Below are 18,898 nucleotides of genomic sequence, written 5' to 3' on the forward strand. Positions count from 1 at the left end.
TTTGTCGATTTTTTTTAAAGAATAGCTCCGGGGCTTGAGAATCAGCTGTTGCTCCTTGTGGTGCCAGCGTTAAGGGAGGAGCTTGAGAGAACCTCTTGGAGGGCTCAACCAGTCAGGTTTGATCGAAGGGCCATTTGAGAGGCTTTCCTCACATGGGGAAGGCTCTTTTTTTGGGGAGAAAACCCACTTGTCCAGGAAAAAGACCCGTCCAACCAAAAGAGAAGCCGCGCCCTTGGCTGATCGCATGCGCCCGGAAACCCTGGATGAAATATTGGGCCAGGATCATCTTTTGGCCCCCGGCAAGATCATTCGGGAGGCGATTTCAGCGGATCGTTTGCCCTCCCTGGTTTTTTGGGGGCCCCCAGGGTGTGGCAAAACCACCCTCGCCCGGGTGATTGCCCGCCACACCCACTGTCACTTTGAATCCCTTTCTGCGGTGCTCTCCGGAGTCAAGGATGTGCGGCAGGTGGTGGAGCGGGCCCAGGTGAATCGGGAAAAGGGGGCTTTTGGAGCAGGTGAGGCCGAGGGGGAGAGTGGCGAGGAGGAGGGGAGTGCCGGGACCATTCTGTTCGTCGATGAAATCCATCGTTTCAACAAAAGCCAGCAGGATGCTTTTTTGCCCTTTGTGGAGGATGGCACCATCATTCTCATCGGGGCCACGACCGAAAACCCTTCCTTCGAGCTGATCAGCGCACTTCTCTCCCGTTGCCGGGTGGTGGTGCTGAAATCCTTGGAAAAGGCCCATCTGACAGCGCTGCTCAAGCGGGCGGTGGCGGATTCTGAACGGGGTTTGGGCAAGCTGTCCGTCCAACTTGCTCCGGAGCTGTTGGAGCTGATAGCCGATCAGGCCGGGGGAGATGCCCGCTACGCCTTGAACCTTCTGGAAACCTTTGTGGGGCTCTCCCGGGAGGCGATCGAACAGGGAAAAGTTCTCCAGACCGAGGATCTCCTCCAGAGCCTCGACCGCCGGGCTGCGCTTTATGACAAGGCCGGGGAGGGGCACTATAATCTCATCTCCGCCTTTCACAAATCTCTTCGGGGTTCTGATGTGGATGCCAGCCTCTACTGGCTCTCCCGGATGCTCGCCGGGGGAGAGGATGGGCTCTATATCGCCCGGCGGATGGTGCGGTTTGCCAGTGAGGATATCGGCAACGCTGATCCCCAGGCCCTCACCCTCACCCTGGCTGCCAAGGAGACGTTCCATTTTTTGGGCCATCCGGAAGGGGAGCTGGCCTTGGCCCAGGCAGCGGTCTATCTGGCGACGGCTCCCAAGAGCAACAGCGTTTATATGGCTTTCAAGGCGGCGCAAAAGTGTGCGGCCAAAAGCGGCTCCCTCTCGCCCCCTGCCCATATATTGAATGCCCCCACCAAGCTTATGAAGGAGCTGGGCTATGGCAAGGGCTATCGCTATGCCCACGACCACGAAACAGGTTATGTTCGTCAGGACTATCTGCCTCCAGCCCTGGAAGAGACCCGCTTTTATGAGCCGGTCAATCGGGGGTTTGAGCGGGAGATCAGCCGTCGTCTGGACTATTGGCGCAAGCTGAAGGCCCAGGGAGAATAGTATGAACCATCTTCGCAAACCCCGGCATCGGGTATAAGGCAACCATGGCTGTCAGCATCGCACTGATTCTCCTGCTGGGACTTTTGGCGGATCATTTTTTTACCAAAATGAAAATTCCCGGGCTTCTGGGGATGCTCCTGGTGGGGATTGTGTGCGGCCCCTATGTGTTGGATATCCTGCAACCGGAGCTTTTGCGGGTGTCGGCGGATTTGAGAATGGTCGCGCTGGTGGTGATTCTCCTGAGAGCCGGGCTCAAACTGCGGCGGGACACCTTAAACCGGGTGGGAAAGAGTGCGATATTCATGGGGATGGGGCCGTCTCTCGCCGAAGGGGGGGTGGTGGCGCTTTTGGCTCCGTTTTTTTTCGAAGTCAGCTGGCTGGAAGCGGCCTTGCTGGGCTCAGCGGTGGCAGCGGTCTCCCCGGCGGTGGTGGTGCCTTCCATGCTGGGCTTCATGGAGCGGGAGGTGGGCGCCAAAAAGGGCGTGCCCACCCTGATCTTGAGTGGCGCTTCGGTGGATAACGTTTTTGTGATTGTGATCTTCTCCATCCTGCTGGGGCTTTTTACCGGGGGGGAGGGGGCGCCCCTCATGAAGCTGTTGGAGATTCCGGAATCGATCTTTGCCGGCATGGCCTTGGGCACCGCTGTGGGTCTGCTTCTGCATATGCTATTCAAGCATTTCCACCTGCGGGCCACCAAGATGACCATCACCGTGGTGGCGGTGTCGGTGCTTTTTACCTGGCTTGAAGGGCTGGTCAAACCCTGGCTTGCCCTCTCCGCCCTCATGGGGGTGATGACGGTGGGGTTTGTGCTGTTGGAAAAAGCCGAAGCCAAGGCCCACCTGATTTCCAATAAACTTTCCAAAGTGTGGATTTTTGCCGAGATTCTGCTTTTTGTGCTGGTGGGAGCCCAGGTCAACATTCATGTCATCTGGCAGGCGGGGCTTTTGGGAGCCGGGTTGATTTTTTTGGGGCTGGTGGGTCGCTCCATCGGGGTGTGGTTTTCGCTCCTGGGTAGCCACCTCAATACCCGTGAGCGGCAGTTTTGTGTGCTGGCTTATGTGCCCAAGGCGACGGTGCAGGCGGCGATTGGTGCGGTTCCCCTGGAAATGGGGGTCGCTTCGGGTGATATTATTCTGGCGGTGGCGGTGCTCTCCATCATTCTCACCGCACCTCTGGGGGCCATGGCGATTCATTTGACCGGGGATCGATGGTTGCAGGAACAGGAGCAAGTGCAGACGTAGGAGCAAGTGCAGGAGCCGTAGAGGTGAAGCTACCTGTTGTGAAGGCGTTATCCGATATTCCCTGACACTGTTTTATAATCGAAACAAGATTGGCTTAATCATGGCTATGTCCACCCTGCAACTGCTCGAAAAAGTCCCGTTCTTTGCGGGTCTCGGCCACAGCGACCGACAAAAGATTGCCGACCTGCCCCACGCCTTCATCCGTTTTGACAAGGGGGAATATATCCTTCGGGAAGGGGAGATGGGCAACGCCCTCTATATCATGATCAACGGTCAGGCGGATGTGTTTCAGGGTGAAAAGGTGATTTCCCGCATTGCCAATGGCCAGCTTTTTGGCGAGATGGGTTATCTCAACCCCGTCTCCCGCCGCCTGAACAATGTCGTCAGCTCCACGGACCAGGTGGTGGTGATGAAAATCACCGATAAATCGTTTCACCAGCTGGGCATTCCGGTCCGGGAAAAGATTCGCGATGAATTGATTCGCCTGCTGCTTTTCCGGGTGGAATGGAAAAACCGGGAAGCGCGGATGTATCAAAAAATCATCGATCTATCCCTCATTCTCCACCAGGAGGCCAGAGGGGATGACGGGAGCGATCCGGGGGGGGCATTCAGCGGGGATAACCGTCGCCGCAAAGAGCGCTATCCCTTTCAGGTTGAAACGAGTCTGTTTTTGTCGTCCCAGTCGGTTTCGGGCCGGTTGGGCAATATTTCCACCTATGGTGCGTTTATCGTCACGCCAACCCCCATGGGAGAGGCGTTGCTGAATCAATCCGGAAAGCTCTCATTCCAATCTGAACAGATGGGGGATGAGAAGGAATTTACCCTCTCTTGCCAGGTGGTGCGGGTGGATGATGATGGCTTTGCCGTGTTGTGGCGGGATTAGGGTGTTTTCTGCTGAGAGGCTGTTTGGTGATTGCGTCCTGCTTGCCGCAGCGGCGTTAAAATCGTGCTCAAATCCTCACGTACTGGAGTACGCTCCGGTTTTCCGCGCGATTTTGCCTTGCCGGGGCGGTGCAATCCACAATCACCAAACAGCCTCTGAGAGAGCCAGGGGTTTGAGCTTGTCAGCGATCCTGGTGCGATGATTCCCTGGCGGCTTTTGATCGGCTCCAGGGGAGAGCGTTTGGCTGCCCGGCATCTGAAGGGGCTTGGCTACCGGATTATCCAGGCCAACCACCGCTCCCAATCAGGGGAGTTGGATCTGGTGGCGGTGCAGGGGGATGTTTTGGTATTTTGTGAGGTCAAAACCCGATCTGGGGTGGATTCCGGGCATCCGGGCGAGGCGATCGATCATTTCAAGCGTCAGCAACTGCTGCGGGAGGCGGAAGTTTTTCTGCAAAGCCATCCCCAGTGGTCCCGGCACGCTTGTCGGTTTGATGCGGTCCTGCTACATCGAAATGGCAAGGCGTGGCGGGTAGAGGTCATAAGCGATGCCTTTCAACCTGGTTGGTAGGGATTGGCCGGTCTGTTGGATGCATGCTTGACCCCTTGAATGTTTGAATCCGAGAATACTTGAATCCGATCCAAGAGGATTTTTCATCATGTTCAGAAGCGCTTTAAAAGCGATTGCGGTTGTGGTTTCTCTTTCTACTCTCTCCGCTTGTGCCCCGGCTGTGATGGTGGGAGGGGGATTGTTGGGCACCAGTATGGTGGGAGAGCGGCGAAGCGCGGATGAATATGTCGAGGATAACTGGGTGGCCTGGCAGCTGCGGCGCTACTACGTGATGAGCGATATTGTCCGGGTGGCCAACGTCAATGTGTCGGTCTTTCGGGGCAAGGTGCTCCTGACCGGGGCAGCTGGCAGCCAGGAGGAGATCGACGAGGCGGTACGCATCGCCAAGGCGACCCGAGGGGTGCATGAGGTGGACTCGGAGCTGCGGGTGCAACACGAAACCGCCTTGGAGTTGGCCGAAGATGCTCTGATCAGCAACCGGGTCAAGGTGAAGCTTTTGGCTGATACCCGGGTTCGAGGGCTCGATATCAAGGTGGAAACCACCAAAGGGGTGGTCTATCTCACCGGACTTGCCCAAACCGTGGCCGAGCGTGACCAGGCGGTGGTGCTGGCCCGAGAGGTGCCGGGGGTGAAGGAGGTGGTCTCCTACATTGAGGTGAGCTATGGGACCTATCCGGTGGAGTCCCATGATTCGGTCATTCCCTGAGTCGCTTGCCCCCCCCCAATCGGCCCTGTCTGACATGACCAGCCGCTCTTCAGCCCTCCCGCCGCTGCCTGGGGGATTTTTGCAAAACCTGGCCCGGGCGCTGCCCCCGGGCCGGATTCTGGAGGGGAGCGCTGAGTTGGAATCCTATGCCTGGGACAATACCGGGCTGCGCTTTCCTCCCCAAGCCGTCATTTTGGCTGAAAACCGGGAGGAGGTCGCCACCACCCTGAAGCACTGCTCCGACGCCTCAGTACCGGTGATTCCCCGGGGGGCGGGTACCGGTAACGTGGGCGGCGTGTTGCCGGTGCAGGGAGGGGTGATTCTCTCCACCCAGCGGATGAACACCATCGTTGAAATAGCAGCTGAAGATCGCCTGGCGGTGGTGCAGCCGGGGGTGGTCAACGGCGACCTCCAAGCTGCTCTGGCCCCCCACGGACTTTTCTGGCCTCCCGATCCCTCCTCCTCTCGAAGTTGCACCATCGGCGGCAATATCGCCATGTGTGCCGCTGGTCCCCGGGCCGTGCGGCATGGGGTGACCCGGGATTGGGTGTTGGGTCTGGAAGCGGTCCTGGCTGATGGTCGTGTGATCCATACCGGGGGGCGCACCAGCAAGGGGGTGGTGGGATATGATCTGACCCGTCTGTTGATCGGCTCTGAAGGGACTCTGGGCGTGGTGACCGAAGCCACTCTGAAACTCTCGCCCATTCCCCGGGTGCGTCGTCTGGCCAGGGGGCTTTTTGCCTCGGTGGCTGACGCGACCCGCACGGTGTCTGCGTTGATGGCCAGCAATATCCCTCTGTGTGCCATCGAATTTCTCGACCCCGCCTCCTTGGACCTCTTGCGCCAGGATGGCCGGGTCGCCATTCCCCCGGAAGGGCAGGCGATGCTGCTCCTGGAAATGTGTGGCAGCCGCTCCGAGGTGGAAGAGGCTCTCCAAAAAGCCCGGGATCTCATCGAGCCTTTTAATCCTTTGGAGTGGCGTCACGCCCGGAGCGATCAAGAAGCGGCGCAAATTTGGGAAGCCCGCTACGTTCTTTCCCCCATCCTTAAAAAATTGGCCCCCCGGCGCATCAATGAGGATGTGGTGGTGCCGGTCTCCAGGCTGCCGGAGTTGATAGCTGGTCTCCAGGATATTTCCAGGGAGAGTGGATTACCTATTGTTAATTTTGGTCATGCGGGCAACGGCAACATTCACGTCAATCTCTTGGTGGACCCCAAGGATCCCCAGGTGATGGCCCAGGTTTCCCCGGCTCTTGATCGGGTGTTTCGTTTGGTGCTCGATCTGGATGGATCGCTCTCCGGGGAGCATGGGGTGGGCTCCCAAAAATTGCCTTATGTGGCTTGGGAGTTGGATGAGGGGGTGGTGGATCTCCATCGGCAGATAAAAAAAGTGTTCGATCCCAAAGGAATCATGAACCCCGGGAAGGTGTTTCCAGCTTGATGCCGGAGGAGATGGAAATGGTCCCTCTGGAGGCGACTGTCCAAAATAATCCGTAGCTGCTGATGGCCACCAGGAATGCCAAGGGTTTCACTGTGTTTTGAACGGATTTTTCCTCTGGAACAAGGAACCCATCGGCTCTGAATTCCGACTCCAGGCTGTTTTTCTTCCTCAATGGGCCAGCTTGCGCTCTTCTTTGACTTTTTGTTGAATTTGTTTGATAATAGCGGGTGGGATTGCCTGCAGGTCAGGATGTTTCTCGCTTTCAAGAGGGAAGCGCATACCCTTTCAGGGTAGAAGCGTTTTCAAGATGAAAGTGAAATGAAATCGGGCCAATGCCAATGTCTCCCGGTATCACTCGGGAGGAGATGGGGGGGAGTTGTCTGGAAGGGCGCTCAAAACGGCCCCCCGCTTTGGTAGGATGGAGAAATCAAATGGACAAAATAGGCAAAATTTCTGATATCAAACTACCCAAGGGCTATGTTCTTTCCGATGACGAGCCCTATATGAGTCCCAACCAGCGGGCCTTTTTCATGAGGCTGCTCAATGAGTGGAAAGTGCAACTGCTGGATGAGGCCGAAAAAACCGTTTCAGTGATGACTGAGGAAAAGGCTGTTTTTGCCGATCCCACTGATCGGGCTGCTTTGGAGACCGACCGCAACTTTGAACTGCGCACCCGGGATCGGGAACGCAAGCTCATCTCCAAAATTGATCGCACCATCGAAACGATCGAACAGGACGATTATGGTTACTGTGAGGATTGTGGCGTTGAAATAGGCCTGCAAAGACTTCAAGTGCGTCCGGTGACCGATCTGTGTGTCGGCTGTAAAACCCAGGAGGAGCAACAGGAAAAGGTCCATCGTTCTGAAGATGCGTCTACCTGATTTCCACCCTCATTGACCCCCACCAAATCTACCGGGTCCGGTCTGCTTGAACGATCCGGGTCCGGTTTGTGGATATTTATCGGATCCGATTTTTCAGTCAGTCGGAGCTGTTCTGAATCAGGCGGATCCAACCCTACCTTTTATCACGAGTAGGCACACTCTCCTCCCGGCCCCCCTCACCGATAAATTGGATGGCCTCTCCCCTTGAGGTGATGGTTTATGACGGATGCCAGGTCGTTACCGCCTGGGTCAGCTTGTCCGTCTCCCCTCTCGGAAAGAGCGCGCTGATCATCGCTGCCGCTGCGGCACCGCTCTTGGCAATCTCTGGTAGTTGATCCACCCCAATCCCGCCGATGGCCACCACTGGTAAAGGGCTCATCCGACAGATTTGCTCAAGCATGGACAATCCCCGAGGGGAGAGGGCGTCGGATTTGGCCCCCGCCTGATAGACCGGCCCATAACCAAAATAGTCTGCACCACTGCCGATGCCCCGGGTCAGCTCTTGTGGTGAATGGGTGGAAAGACCAATGATTTTGCCAGGCCCTAAAAGCTTCCGGCACACCTGGGGCGATAGATCCTCCTGCCCCACATGCACCCCGTCTGCATCCAGCGCCAAAGCCAAATCCACCCGATCATTGATGATCACCTTCAGGTTGGGAGAGTGGCTGCGTAATATCGACATCCAGGAAGCCATAAAGCGATAAGCCTCTCTGGCGGTGGTTTTGGCGCGGAGTTGCACCAGGGGAATGGGGAGTTCTCCCAGTTTTTGGGCGACGATCACCGGATCGATGCCGCCAGAGTCGAACCAACCGGCATCGAGAATGGGATAGATGCCACCAATGACGGCGGCAGAGGATGGGGCCAGGGGAGTGGGTTGAGCCGAATCGGTGGTATCCAGCTCCCCCGTAGCCGATGGTCGGGATCTGTCAGGCCCAGGGGGAGGGGTCATATAGCAGTTCTATCTCAAAATTGGACACTCTTCCCTGACTCGTCATCCCCGCGAATGCGGGGATCCAGGGAGCTGATGATTGCCCTCAAGGAAAAACCAAATCTTCAAGAAAGGCCGGTATTTTGCTGAAAGTGATGTAAGATTTGGAAAGGTTCGTGCCAGATACCCTGGATTCCCGCATTCGCGGGAATGACGGTAAAAGCGCAACGGCATATGTCCAATTCTTCATTCGAATTGCTATAGAGAGGCGAAAAACTCTTCATCTATCTGCTCGGAGTCGCCGATATTGAGTCCGATCAAGCGCCTCAGGTGGCTGAAACTCTCCACATCCATCTCTTTAAAGCGGATAGCCGCGCCCCGTTCGCCTTCAGCCCACAGCACCTCACCGCGAATCACCAGAGAAAAATCTCCCAAAGGCATGGTGCCGCTGACCATATCCCCCACCGGTGGCAGGGTTTCAGCATGAAAGAGCATTCCCTTGAGGCTGACATCGTTGAAGGCTCCCGGATAGCTTCGGTCTTTGGAATCTTTCAGGGTGAGTTGGTGCTGAAAGGTGACCCGGGAAAACTTTCGGCGCTCGTGGGGACCGTCGTCCCGCTGTCGTTTTTTCCTGCTCATACATGTTCCTCAAAAGAGGTAATGATTCCCTGTGCCTGACCTTGGGAGAGGCGGGCACCATATTGTGTGACTAACAAGGATGAAGCCTCAATGGCCAATTTTCCCGCATTTTCGAAAGAAAATCCATTGGAAACGGCATAGAGAAAGGCCCCGGCAAAGGCATCCCCGGCACCATTGGTATCGATGGCGGTCACAGAGCGTCCTGGCAGATTGAGGCTGTTTTGGCCATCGAAAAGAGCCGCCCCTTGTGCGCCCAGGGTAATGACCTGGGCTTTTGCATGCTTTTTCAGTGCTTCCCGGGCTTCATCCGGGTCGTTACAGCCGGAAAAGTTGATCGCCTCCTGGGCGTTGCAGAAGAGCAGATCCACCCCTTCTCCAACCATTTCCATGAGCCCATCCCGAAAAAATTTGACGATGTTGGGGTCGGAAAAAGTCAGGGCGATTTTGACGCCATGCTGACGCGCCAGTCTGGCCGCTTCCAGAGCCGCCAGCCGGGTGGCGTCCGCTGTGACCAGATAACCCTCAATATAGAGATATTGGGAATTTTTAAGGGTGGATTCCACCAGGTCGTCCGTGGAAAAGGTTTCGGATATGCCCAGATGGGTACACATGGTGCGTTCTGCATCGGGGGTGATGAAAACCAGGCAGCGCCCGGTTACCCCTGGGGAAAGGTGGGCGGCCAGTTCGTTATCCACGCCATTTTTCAGCATGTCTTCCGCAAAAAAACGCCCGGCCTCATCATCGGCTACTTTACAGGAGTGAAACCCCCGGCCACCAAACTGGGCGACACCAATCACCGTGTTGGCAGCGGATCCACCGCAGGAACGTTTTTGCTCGTAGCCCTGGGCAGCCGCCAGTAGTTCTTCCTGCCGGGCTTGATCCACCAGGGCCATGGTGCCCTTTTCCAGCTTCATCTCAGTGAGGAATTGATCCGGCACCACCAGTTCCGTATCCACCAGGGCGTGTCCGATTCCGTAGACGTCATGATTTTTCATTGCTGGTCTATTCCTACTTGTGCCGCATCGGTGAGAGGGGAGCATCCTTCAGACGTGCCAAAAGCGGGGCGTGCAGGGGGCCGTTGCTGGCCAATACCGTGCGTACCCGGATATCCTCCCGGTTGAAGAGAAAGGGTTCCCCCTCCCGGTTGGTCACCTGACCGCCAGCTTCCTTGACCAGGAGTTCGCCTGCACAAAAATCCCACTCGCTTTTGGGTGCCAGGGTGAATGTCATGTCGAAGCGGCCTACCGCCACCAGGGCGAGCTTATAGGCGATGGAGCCCATGGTGGTGATAACGAACTCTTTTTTAAAATCGTCCCACTCACCCCGTTTGGTTTCGGAGTTGGAGGCCAGGCAGGTGGCTCCGGAAAGATCCTTCCGGGGGGAGGTGCTGACGGGCTGACCATTGAGTTGGACGCCTTGGCCTTGGGCTGCGGTGAAGAGTTCGTCTGCGGCGGGATTATAGACACAGCCAGCAATGGTTTTGCCATCTTCAACCAATCCGACTGAAACGGCAAACTGGGGCAGTCCCATGATAAACTCTTTGGTGCCGTCGATGGGATCCACCACCCAGGCCCGCTTACGGGTGAGGCGATTCAGGTCGTCGGCGGTTTCTTCGGAAAGCCAGCCATAGTCGGGCCGGGCGGCGAGCAGGGTTTCCCGTAGGATGGTGTCGGCTTCCAGATCGGCTTGTGTGAGGGGATTGTCTGCACTTTTTTCCCGCACGTTGGCAGCTGAGGAGACTTGTTTCCCGGGACGATGGTAACGCATGGTGGCGGCACCGGCCCGTTTGGCCGCGTCTACCATGAGGGATAGATCTGATTCCAGGGTGTTCATGATTTGAAAAGATTCTCCTTCTACTGTCAAGATTCGTTACGGGTGGCGTCAATTTACTCTTTTTTAGTGGTTTTGTCAGCCTTTTTTGCTGAAAAATTTAAGGTTTGACGGACGTTTTGACACCCATTTTCTGGGGAGGTTCGAAACCGGATGACAAAAAAGGCCCATACAGGGGGGAAGGGGGGTGACCGGGAGGGATTGACCACCGTTGCCACGCTGCTTCTGGCAAGTGGGGTGAAGCCTGAAAATGGTTTGCGTTTGGCGGAGTTGGGGGCAGGGTCGGCCGAAGCGGCCATCAGGGTGGCCAAACGTCTCCCCCAAAGCCGGATCGATTGCCTGGAGCGGCAACCCCCCCTGTATGAAATGGCCCGTGAGCGCATTGATCAGGAAGGTCTTGGGGATCGGGTCAGAATTTTTTTGGGGGATGTACGTGCCCCTCCTGCCGGGATGCGTCGGGAAAGCTATGATCAGGTGTTTTGTAACCCCCCTTTTTTTAAGGTGGGTGAGGGGCGCCTCCCTCCTGATCCCATTCGAGCCCACGCCCGCTTTGAACTCTCCGGCACCCTCCATGATTTTATCCGCTGTGGGGCATCTCTTCTCAAAACCGGCGGTCGGTTTCATCTGGTACATCTCCCCAGACGCCGCCAGGCGCTTTTAACCTGCCTCACCTCTGTGGGCCTCACCCCTGACCGATTGACCCCGGTGGCCCATGCTTCCGGCAGGCTTCCCTTTTTGGATTTGGTGCGTGGCTGCAAGGGTGGAGAGGCTCCGTTGCGTTTGGATCCAATCCATTTGTTGGGGGATATGGAAGAGGCTGCCATGGATACGTTTTTTTAGCCAATCCATGGAATTAGAATGCAATTGTTGCTTGTTTATATAATAATGAAGGCTTTATCGGACAGGCAGACAAGAGATCACTGTCAGGCTTCTTTTCGATTCCCCGTGATCGATCTGCCATCCCCGCTGGGGAAACCGTCATGAATCGGTATTTTGTTGTTGCCGCACTCCTCTGGACCGCTCTTGTGGGCGGTTCTTTAGCCTGGAATATTTTTAACGCCCAGCAACAAACCTTCGAAACCGTCAATTTTGCGGCCCGGGCTCATTTTCAAAAAGATACCGCTTTTCGTTTTTGGGGAGCCTCCCATGGCGGCGTCTATGTGCCGATCACCGAGCGCACCCCACCCAACCCCAGTCTCTCTCACATCCCCGAACGGGATATCGAAACCCCTTCCGGCCGCAAACTCACTCTGATGAATCCCGCTTACATGCTGCGGCAGTTGATGAGCGAGTATGCCGGGCTCTATGGGGCTCGGGGGCGGATTACCAGCCTGAAACCCCTCAATCCCATCAATGCGCCGGACCCTTGGGAAACCAAAGCCCTCAAGGCTTTTGAAGAGGGGGTGGAGGAGGTGTTGGAAGTGACCACCAAGGATGGCGCCCCCCACTTGCGTCTCATGCGCCCGATGAGCACCAAAAAAATCTGCCTCAAATGCCATAGCCATCAGGGCTACGAAATGGGGGATATTCGGGGAGGAGTCGGGGTTTATGTCCCCATGGCTCCCTATCTGGAAATCGAAAAAAATGCCATTCATGTCATGCTCTGGTCCCATGGCCTCTTTTGGCTTTTGGGGCTTGCCGGTATTGCCTACGGCTCCCTCCGTCGGCAGCAACGATTGGAAGAGCAGCATCAAGCCCGGGAAGCTCTCACCCAGGTCAACCGTAACCTGACCAAAAGTGAAAAAAAATATCGCTCCATTATAGCGACCACCGCAGAAGGTTTTTGGTTGTTCTCCTTGGAAAATTTTCGGATTCAGGAAGTCAACGATGCCATCTGTCACATGCTGGGGTATGGGCGGAGCGAGATCGTGGGCCGAAGGCCTCCCGACTTTGCCCATCCAGAAAATTTGCCCGCCATGCAGGCGATGGAAAAATCAATTCTTGATACCGACGAGCGGAAATTCAATACGGTTTTTTTGGCCAAGGATGGCAGCCATATTCACGCCCAGGTCCATTGCACCACGGTGCGTGACGAGCAGGGGCGACCAGAGGTGGCCTTTGCCTTTATTACCAATGTTTCAGACCATAAAATATTGGAAAGTCGGCTTCGTCAGGCCAAGGAAGAGGCTGAAACCGCCAATCAGGCCAAATCCGCCTTTTTGGCCCATATGAGCCATGAAATCCGCACCCCGTTAAACTCCATTCTGGGTATGAATGAATTGCTGCTGGAGAGCGAAGTCACCTCCCGTCAGCGCCACTATCTGGAAACTTCCTGCAAGGCCAGTGAAACGTTACTTTCAGTGGTGAACGATATTCTCGATCTCTCCAAAATCGAGGCGGGCCAGCTGGATCTGGAGGCAACCACCTTCGACCTGCCCAATCTGCTCTCTGAAACCACTGAAATTTTAAGTCTGAAAGCCCAGGATAAGGGCCTCCGGCTGGTTCATGAAGTGGATTATCAACTCCCCCAATGGATCTCCGGAGATCCGGGGCGGCTGCGTCAGGTGCTCCTCAATCTGCTTGGTAATGCCATCAAGTTTACCGATGCCGGTGAGGTGGTGGTCTTGGTCAAACCCATGCAGGAGAGCGATATCCAGTTTTCTGTGGCTGATACCGGTATCGGGATTCCTGCGGCCAAACAGGAAGCCATTTTTCAACCGTTTAATCAGGTGGACTCCTCCACCACCCGTCAATTTGGCGGGACCGGATTGGGGCTCACCATCTGCCGTCGTCTGATCCAAAACATGGGGGGGGATATTTGGGTCGAAAGCCGGGCGGGCGAGGGCAGTGTTTTTTATTTTACCATTCCTCTGGTCCAGGGAACCCCACAGCCTGCAAGCCTTTCCCGGGGGCGTGCTGGAAATGGAAACGCCTCGCTTCAGGGAGAGATGGCAGCGGCTCAGGCGAGGGGGCTGGCTATCCTGTTGGCTGAAGATGCTGTGGATAACCGGATTTTGATTCAGGCCTTTTTGGGTAAAAGCAGTCATACCCTGGAGATGGCGGAGGATGGGCTGGAGGCACTGAAAAAAGCCCAATCGGGCCACTATGACCTGATCCTGATGGATATTCAGATGCCTGGTATGGATGGCTATGAGGCGACCCGAAAAATCCGGGCGTGGGAAAAGCAGCAGGAGTTGGAGCCAACCCCCATCATCGCCTTGACCGCCCACGCCATGAAGGAAGCCGTCAAGGAGGCTCAGGCCTCGGGGTGTGACTATTTTCTTTCCAAACCCATCAAAAAAAGCCGCCTGCTGGAGGTTCTCGATCAGTTTGCCCGAGGAGAGAATCCCCCCCAGTGGCACAGTCACAGTCGTGGGCAGATGAGCTGAATTTGGCCCAAGCTCTGTTTTTGACCGGTTGTGGTGATCAGGAAGCTTATCGAGAGAGCTGTTCCAGGGGATTGATTTTTTTCTTGCCCGGGGTGGGGATCTCTTTGATGTGATAGCCGACCTGATCCTGCAGGTCCGCCAGGTTGAGCCATTTACCGTGGGTTACGCGCTTGCCGGTCTGGTCCATCACCACCCGGATGATGGGGTGGAGCAGGTGGCGGCCATTGTTGCTGATCACCATGCCGATCAGGTTGTTTTTCAGGCGAACCAGGGTACCGATGGGATAGACCCCGATGCATTTGACAAACTGTTGGGTCAATTTGGGGTCGTAGGCCTGTTTTCCCCAGGACATAATTCGCTTGAGAGCGGTGTGGGCATCAAGCTTGGGCCGGTAGGGGCGTTGGGAGGTGATGGCTTCGAAGGTGTCTACCAGTGTGGCGGCCTGCCCCTCCCGGTTGATGGTTTGGCCGGTCAGTTTGCGGGGATATCCGCTGCCATCCCAGCGTTCGTGGTGCTGCGCTGCGATGCGCAGTTCCAACTCCGTAATGCCCGGGATGGATTCGAGTTGTTGCAGGGTGGCCTCTACGTGGCTTTGAACCAGCTTTCTTTCCGGGGGAGTGAGGAGCCCTTTTTTGGCTATAATATTGGGGGGAATTTTGGCCATGCCCAGGTCGTGGAGCATGCCGGCTGTGCCGACAGTCGCGAGTTTGTCCCCCCGGAATCCCAGGGTTTTGAAAAACACCATGAGCAGGCAGCTCATGTTGACGGAGTGGGAAAAGAGGTGGTTGCCTTTGTTTTTCAGCATTGCCAACCCCACCAGGGCCTGCTCCTGGCGCATGACGGAATCCCGCAGATGGTTGACCGCATCCTTGACGGCTACCCGATCCACCTTGCCCCCGGTTTGAACGGCTTCCAGCGCCTTGGCGACAATTTCGTTGGCTTTGGTCTGGAGGTTTTCGGCGTGGGCGAGTTCTTTGGTGAAGGCTTCTTCAGAAAAAGGTTCTGAGGAGGGCTCGTCCGGCAGGATTTCCTCTTCCTCTTCCTCCTCATCATCCTCTTCCAAAGCCGCCAGCTGAGCTTCCAGAGCGGCTTCCACATCTTTGGCGGTGGAAGCGCCGCCATAGGCTTCCTTGTCGCCAGCTTGAATGAAGAGTTCTTTGATGCCTTTGGATTTGAGGCCGGATATTTCTGTTTGATTTTTGATGGTACGGCTGAAAAATTGGCCTGTTTCTTTGGGCCAGTTACCCACGAAGCTTTGGATGACCATTCCGGGCTTGAGTTGGTCGATGGAGATTTTTTTGATCATTGAGCAGGCTCACGCAGGTACGGTTTGGATGAAGATGAATTTTTAAATCCGCGCATTTGCTGGTTGAATTGAGCTGACGTTCAAACACGCACATTTAAGTCGAATCATTCTAACGTAAGTGAGGGGTGATCTCCAACCTCATTTACATCCATTAACACGATCTCTCCCCCTTTTCTTGTTCTTCTTCCGTGCGTTTGCGGATGAGGCGTTTGAGGGACATTTTCAGCAGCACCGCCTTGAGGGGGGGGTGGGGAATTTTTTCCACCAGTTTTTGTGCTGCCGCGATCTCATAGGGGAGGGCTTCGGGGAGCGGGGGAGGGGGCTTTTTGCGGGTGATTTTGAGGCGGGAGGTGAGGGTTCCGGTTTGAAAGCGAATATCCTTGATGCGGTGTTTGGCATCCAGGCTGTTGAGCTTTTGCAGGAGTTGGGGCTTCAGGAAGGAGAGCTGTGTTGCCCAGGCGGGGGAGTCCACCCGGATGGTGAGGGTGCCTTCCTTGAGGCGGGTGGGCTCGGTGTGGCTAGCCAGTGTTGCCCCCACGGCTTCTCGCCAGGGCTTCCAGATTTTCATGGCGCGATTGCGGGGGTTGTCGAGAAATCTTCCCGCAACCGCTTCGATCAACGATCCCACCGCCACAGGCTTGCCGGATTTGCGTTTTTTGGCCATGCCTGGATGATTCCCCCAAATCCCCTGCCCGTCAAGCAAATCCCGCCTGTTTGGTGCATCCCGGCTCCTTGATTCCCTCTTTTTTCAGCTATTTTTCCCAGCCGCCCCCTTTTTTTGGCTGCAATTGGTTCCTGAAAACAAGCATGATATAAACAAACATCATCCCAGCGGTTTATTTCATGACGGTGATTTATGTCCCAATTTCTTAAAAACGCCCCCATTCTCTGCATCGATGTGGCGGGCTTTACCAAGCTCGGATCCATCCCCAAGCAACGGCTGCTGATTGAGCGGCTGCAAGGGATCGTGACGGAATCCGCCCGGTTTTTCATGGCCTATGGCAACGTCTGGAAAAAGTGGCGGCGGCATGGCACCGGGGATGGTTATTATTTTATGCTGGATAATCTGCCCCCGGCGGTGGCGCTGAAATATGCCGATAACGTCGCCCGTGGGGTGGAAGCCCATCACCGGGAGCATGGGGAGAGCTTGCCGATTCAGCTGCGTATGGTGCTGATGTTTGGCGATGTGGAGCTGGTGGAGGATCAATATTTGGGGGATCCCCTCTCCGATGGCGAACGTTTTTTAAGCTATCCCCCTTTGAAGGATCTCCTGGCCACCTCTGAACAATCCAGCGTGCTCATTCTTTCCGATCTGTTCTACACCCAGTGGCGTTTGGATCCGGCGCGTAATGATCCCGAACTGGCTGTGGGGGATCCAAAATGGCAGCTTTTTTCCTTTGCCGACAAGCACGACAAACCGCACCAAGGCTATGTACCAGCCCCCGGCTTTCCGGAAACAGTCCCCTCACCAGACGCTGAACCCGAGCCACCTCCCCAGCTGCGGGTGTTGATCCTGCTCGGTCATTTTTTGGAGGAGCCGCTGCCGGAAGCGGTTCATAGCGCCCGATCCATGGTGAATGGTTGGCTGGCTTCGGGTTTGAACGTGGAGATTCGGGTGGAGCAGGCTTCTCTTGCAGCTCTCAAGCGGGAGGCGGGGCAGGGGATTGATCTACTCATTTTTTATGGCCATGGGGATGCTGGGGGGCGGCTTTTGTTCAAGGAAGGGGGGCTGGATTATGCCCGGCTCAAGGTGGGGGATCTGTGGGATAATTTATCCGCCGCTTTCATATTTGCCTGCCACGGCGCCACCTTTGCCCGGGAGCTGCCCTCCCCGTGGTTGGCTTTTACCGACACCATCTGGCGGAGCGCCCCAAGGGGGTTCATGCAGGCGCTGATCCGCCACTTGCCAGGCAACACCCTCTCCCAGGCGATAGATCAGGCCAAGGCATCGACTGAGGAGTTTATGGCGTCAAAATTCCCGGAGCTGCTCACCACCTCCACCCCCGATCCGGAGCTGCCCCCAATTTCAGCAGGAACGCCCACCCTGACCCGCCTCTCCCCGGGGCTCGCCACGGATCGGGTGGAGATGGATTATTATACGGTCTATTCCGAACGGGTCGATTATCCCGAGCATGACCCTTTCGTGGGGCGGATCGAAGCGTTGGAGACCTTGCTCAAAATTCCGGAGCTGGATGGGGATGATGATCCCCAGCGGGCGGTGTGGGTGAGTGGGGATGCCGGGTTGGGCAAGTCCGCCCTGCTGCGTCAGTTGGCTTTTATGGCGCGGGATATGGTGTTTCACGAAGCGGATCAGCCCCTGCACCTTTTCCAGATGAACTGCTGGTCCTACACCAACGCCGAAGATCTGGAGCGCCAGATTCGAAAAAAAATCAGCCCCTTCTATGGCTTGGAAAAACCAGCCCACGCCTTACCCGCCCTCTTCAACCACCTGGCCGCCACCCCCCACGCCCGGCACCTGTGGATTTTGGATGATCTCACCTATCTTTCGGTGAAGCTGGATGGCACCAGTGAGGCACAAAAGTTGGTGACGCGGATTTTGCAGGGGGCGGCTGGGGCGGGGGTGGTGTTGCAGCTGGTGGTGAGCGCCAGACGCCCCGGAAGTAAACGATGGCCCGCCATTCCCCTGGGTCCATTGAGCCCCCATGAAGCCCAGGTGCTGGCACAAAACGTCATGAACCGGCTCTACGAATCCCCCCCCGATGAACCCGTTGAAGAGCTGCTCATGGGGGCGGAGCGTATTTTCCAATTTGTCCGGGGTTCTACCGCCCTCTATAAACGCGCCCTCTTTTTGGCCGCTGAAAATGGCATGGGCTTTCGGGAGCTGGCGGAGCGGCTGGAAACAGATGGTGATTTGGATCAGCAGTCCATCCATGAGCTGGCGGTTGCCATGGCCCGCTTTGAGGTGGAGCAGCTGAAGGAGCTGGAATCCCGCCACGGCTTTGCCTACCGCCACTTCATGGGGCTCTGCTACTCCCTCATGACCCGTACCGCTGGATTCAGCGAAGAGGAGCTGAAAACCTGGTTTGGCGATCATTTCCAAGTCCCCGGATCCCGGGTCACATGGCAGATCGGCTGCAAAAACGGCCTCCGCCTGTTAACCCGACTGGGTTTTTTAAGCTTGCAGCGGGATGGGGAGCAAAAAGGCCGCTACATCATGCCCCCCAACCAACGCCTCCCCCTCCGCTCCCTCCAGGATCCGGAAGCAACCCTCCCCGAACAAAAAATCCCCCTGCGTGGGGTAAGGGAGCGGGTTTCATTGGCTTTGGAGCGTGCAAAATCTGTTGGATTTGCAGCTGCCGGGGATTTTCAGGCTCTCGTTCAAGATTATAAAGACAATCTTCACGAGAGTGAGGCCGCTGGGGCGGTGTTTCAGGGGATGTTGGTTCAAGCCGAGTTGGAGTGGAAATATAAAAGGCCGGAGGCTGGAATCTCCATCTATGATGAAATCGTTGCCCTTTTTTATCAACACCGTAACCACTACCCATCCACAGAGGTGGTTGCTTCGGAGCCAGTGGCGAAGGCGCTTGTCAACAAGGGTGTTCGATTGGGCCAGTTGGGA

The 18,898-nt window shown here is 56.2% G+C and carries 16 protein-coding genes; 10 read left to right on the forward strand and 6 right to left on the reverse strand.

Features of this window, described 5'->3' with window-relative positions:
- Positions 1–244: 244 nt before the first annotated feature.
- From HQL52_13440 to dksA, 7 genes are all read left to right on the forward strand, one after another.
- Positions 245–1,564: a replication-associated recombination protein A gene (locus HQL52_13440; protein MBF0370451.1), complete on the forward strand. Its 1,320-nt coding sequence runs from the start codon at positions 245–247 to the stop codon at positions 1,562–1,564.
- Positions 1,565–1,608: 44 nt separating this feature from the next.
- On the forward strand, positions 1,609–2,805 hold the full coding sequence (locus HQL52_13445; GenBank protein ID MBF0370452.1) for a cation:proton antiporter: 1,197 nt from the start codon (positions 1,609–1,611) through the stop codon (positions 2,803–2,805).
- Between the two features lie 100 nt (positions 2,806–2,905).
- Positions 2,906–3,688 carry a cyclic nucleotide-binding domain-containing protein gene (locus tag HQL52_13450; GenBank protein MBF0370453.1) on the forward strand — a complete coding sequence of 261 codons (783 nt, stop codon included), beginning with the start codon at positions 2,906–2,908 and terminating at the stop codon, positions 3,686–3,688.
- 198 nt (positions 3,689–3,886) lie between these two features.
- On the forward strand, positions 3,887–4,258 hold the full coding sequence (locus tag HQL52_13455) for a YraN family protein (GenBank protein MBF0370454.1): 372 nt from the start codon (positions 3,887–3,889) through the stop codon (positions 4,256–4,258).
- An 88-nt stretch (positions 4,259–4,346) separates the two neighbouring features.
- Entirely contained in the window at positions 4,347–4,964 is a 618-nt protein-coding gene (locus HQL52_13460) for a BON domain-containing protein (protein ID MBF0370455.1), read from the forward strand.
- Complete coding sequence (locus HQL52_13465) at positions 4,945–6,405, forward strand: FAD-binding protein (GenBank protein MBF0370456.1); 1,461 nt, start codon at positions 4,945–4,947, stop codon at positions 6,403–6,405. The genes HQL52_13460 and HQL52_13465 overlap by 20 nt, the downstream gene beginning before the upstream one ends.
- Before the next feature lie 431 nt (positions 6,406–6,836).
- Positions 6,837–7,286 (forward strand): RNA polymerase-binding protein DksA, encoded by a 450-nt coding sequence (gene dksA, locus HQL52_13470; protein MBF0370457.1) that lies wholly within the window; start codon positions 6,837–6,839, stop codon positions 7,284–7,286.
- A 217-nt stretch (positions 7,287–7,503) separates the two neighbouring features.
- Here dksA and HQL52_13475 read toward each other — a convergent pair whose 3' ends face one another.
- From HQL52_13475 to HQL52_13490, 4 genes are all read right to left on the reverse strand, one after another.
- On the reverse strand, positions 7,504–8,235 hold the full coding sequence (locus HQL52_13475) for a thiamine phosphate synthase (GenBank protein MBF0370458.1): 732 nt from the start codon (positions 8,233–8,235) through the stop codon (positions 7,504–7,506).
- Positions 8,236–8,472: 237 nt separating this feature from the next.
- Entirely contained in the window at positions 8,473–8,853 is a 381-nt protein-coding gene (locus HQL52_13480; GenBank protein ID MBF0370459.1) for a PilZ domain-containing protein, read from the reverse strand.
- Positions 8,850–9,848: an adenosine kinase gene (locus HQL52_13485; protein MBF0370460.1), complete on the reverse strand. Its 999-nt coding sequence runs from the start codon at positions 9,846–9,848 to the stop codon at positions 8,850–8,852. Before HQL52_13485 ends, HQL52_13480 begins: the two co-directional genes overlap by 4 nt.
- 13 nt (positions 9,849–9,861) lie before the next feature.
- A complete protein-coding gene (locus HQL52_13490; protein MBF0370461.1) occupies positions 9,862–10,686 on the reverse strand; it encodes a 3'(2'),5'-bisphosphate nucleotidase CysQ in 825 nt (274 codons plus the stop codon).
- Between the two features lie 150 nt (positions 10,687–10,836).
- Between HQL52_13490 and HQL52_13495 the strand changes: the two genes are divergently transcribed.
- Positions 10,837–11,523, forward strand: a complete 687-nt coding sequence (locus tag HQL52_13495; protein ID MBF0370462.1) for a methyltransferase — start codon at positions 10,837–10,839, stop codon at positions 11,521–11,523.
- A 140-nt stretch (positions 11,524–11,663) separates the two neighbouring features.
- Positions 11,664–14,012: a DUF3365 domain-containing protein gene (locus HQL52_13500; protein ID MBF0370463.1), complete on the forward strand. Its 2,349-nt coding sequence runs from the start codon at positions 11,664–11,666 to the stop codon at positions 14,010–14,012.
- Between the two features lie 46 nt (positions 14,013–14,058).
- Here the strand turns inward: HQL52_13500 and HQL52_13505 are convergent, their stop codons facing one another.
- Both HQL52_13505 and HQL52_13510 read right to left on the reverse strand, forming a co-directional pair.
- The gene (locus tag HQL52_13505; GenBank protein ID MBF0370464.1) at positions 14,059–15,318 is read right to left on the reverse strand and encodes an HD-GYP domain-containing protein; all 1,260 of its coding nucleotides are present in this window, start codon (positions 15,316–15,318) and stop codon (positions 14,059–14,061) included.
- Between the two features lie 151 nt (positions 15,319–15,469).
- Entirely contained in the window at positions 15,470–15,982 is a 513-nt protein-coding gene (locus HQL52_13510) for a DUF721 domain-containing protein (protein ID MBF0370465.1), read from the reverse strand.
- 192 nt (positions 15,983–16,174) lie between these two features.
- On the opposite strand from HQL52_13510, the gene HQL52_13515 reads away from it, so the two are divergent.
- The coding region (locus HQL52_13515) for a hypothetical protein (protein ID MBF0370466.1) at positions 16,175–18,898 on the forward strand (2,724 nt) is incomplete at its 3' end.

Source organism: Magnetococcales bacterium, from assembly GCA_015232395.1.
Classification (GTDB): Bacteria; Pseudomonadota; Magnetococcia; order Magnetococcales; family JADFZT01; genus JADFZT01.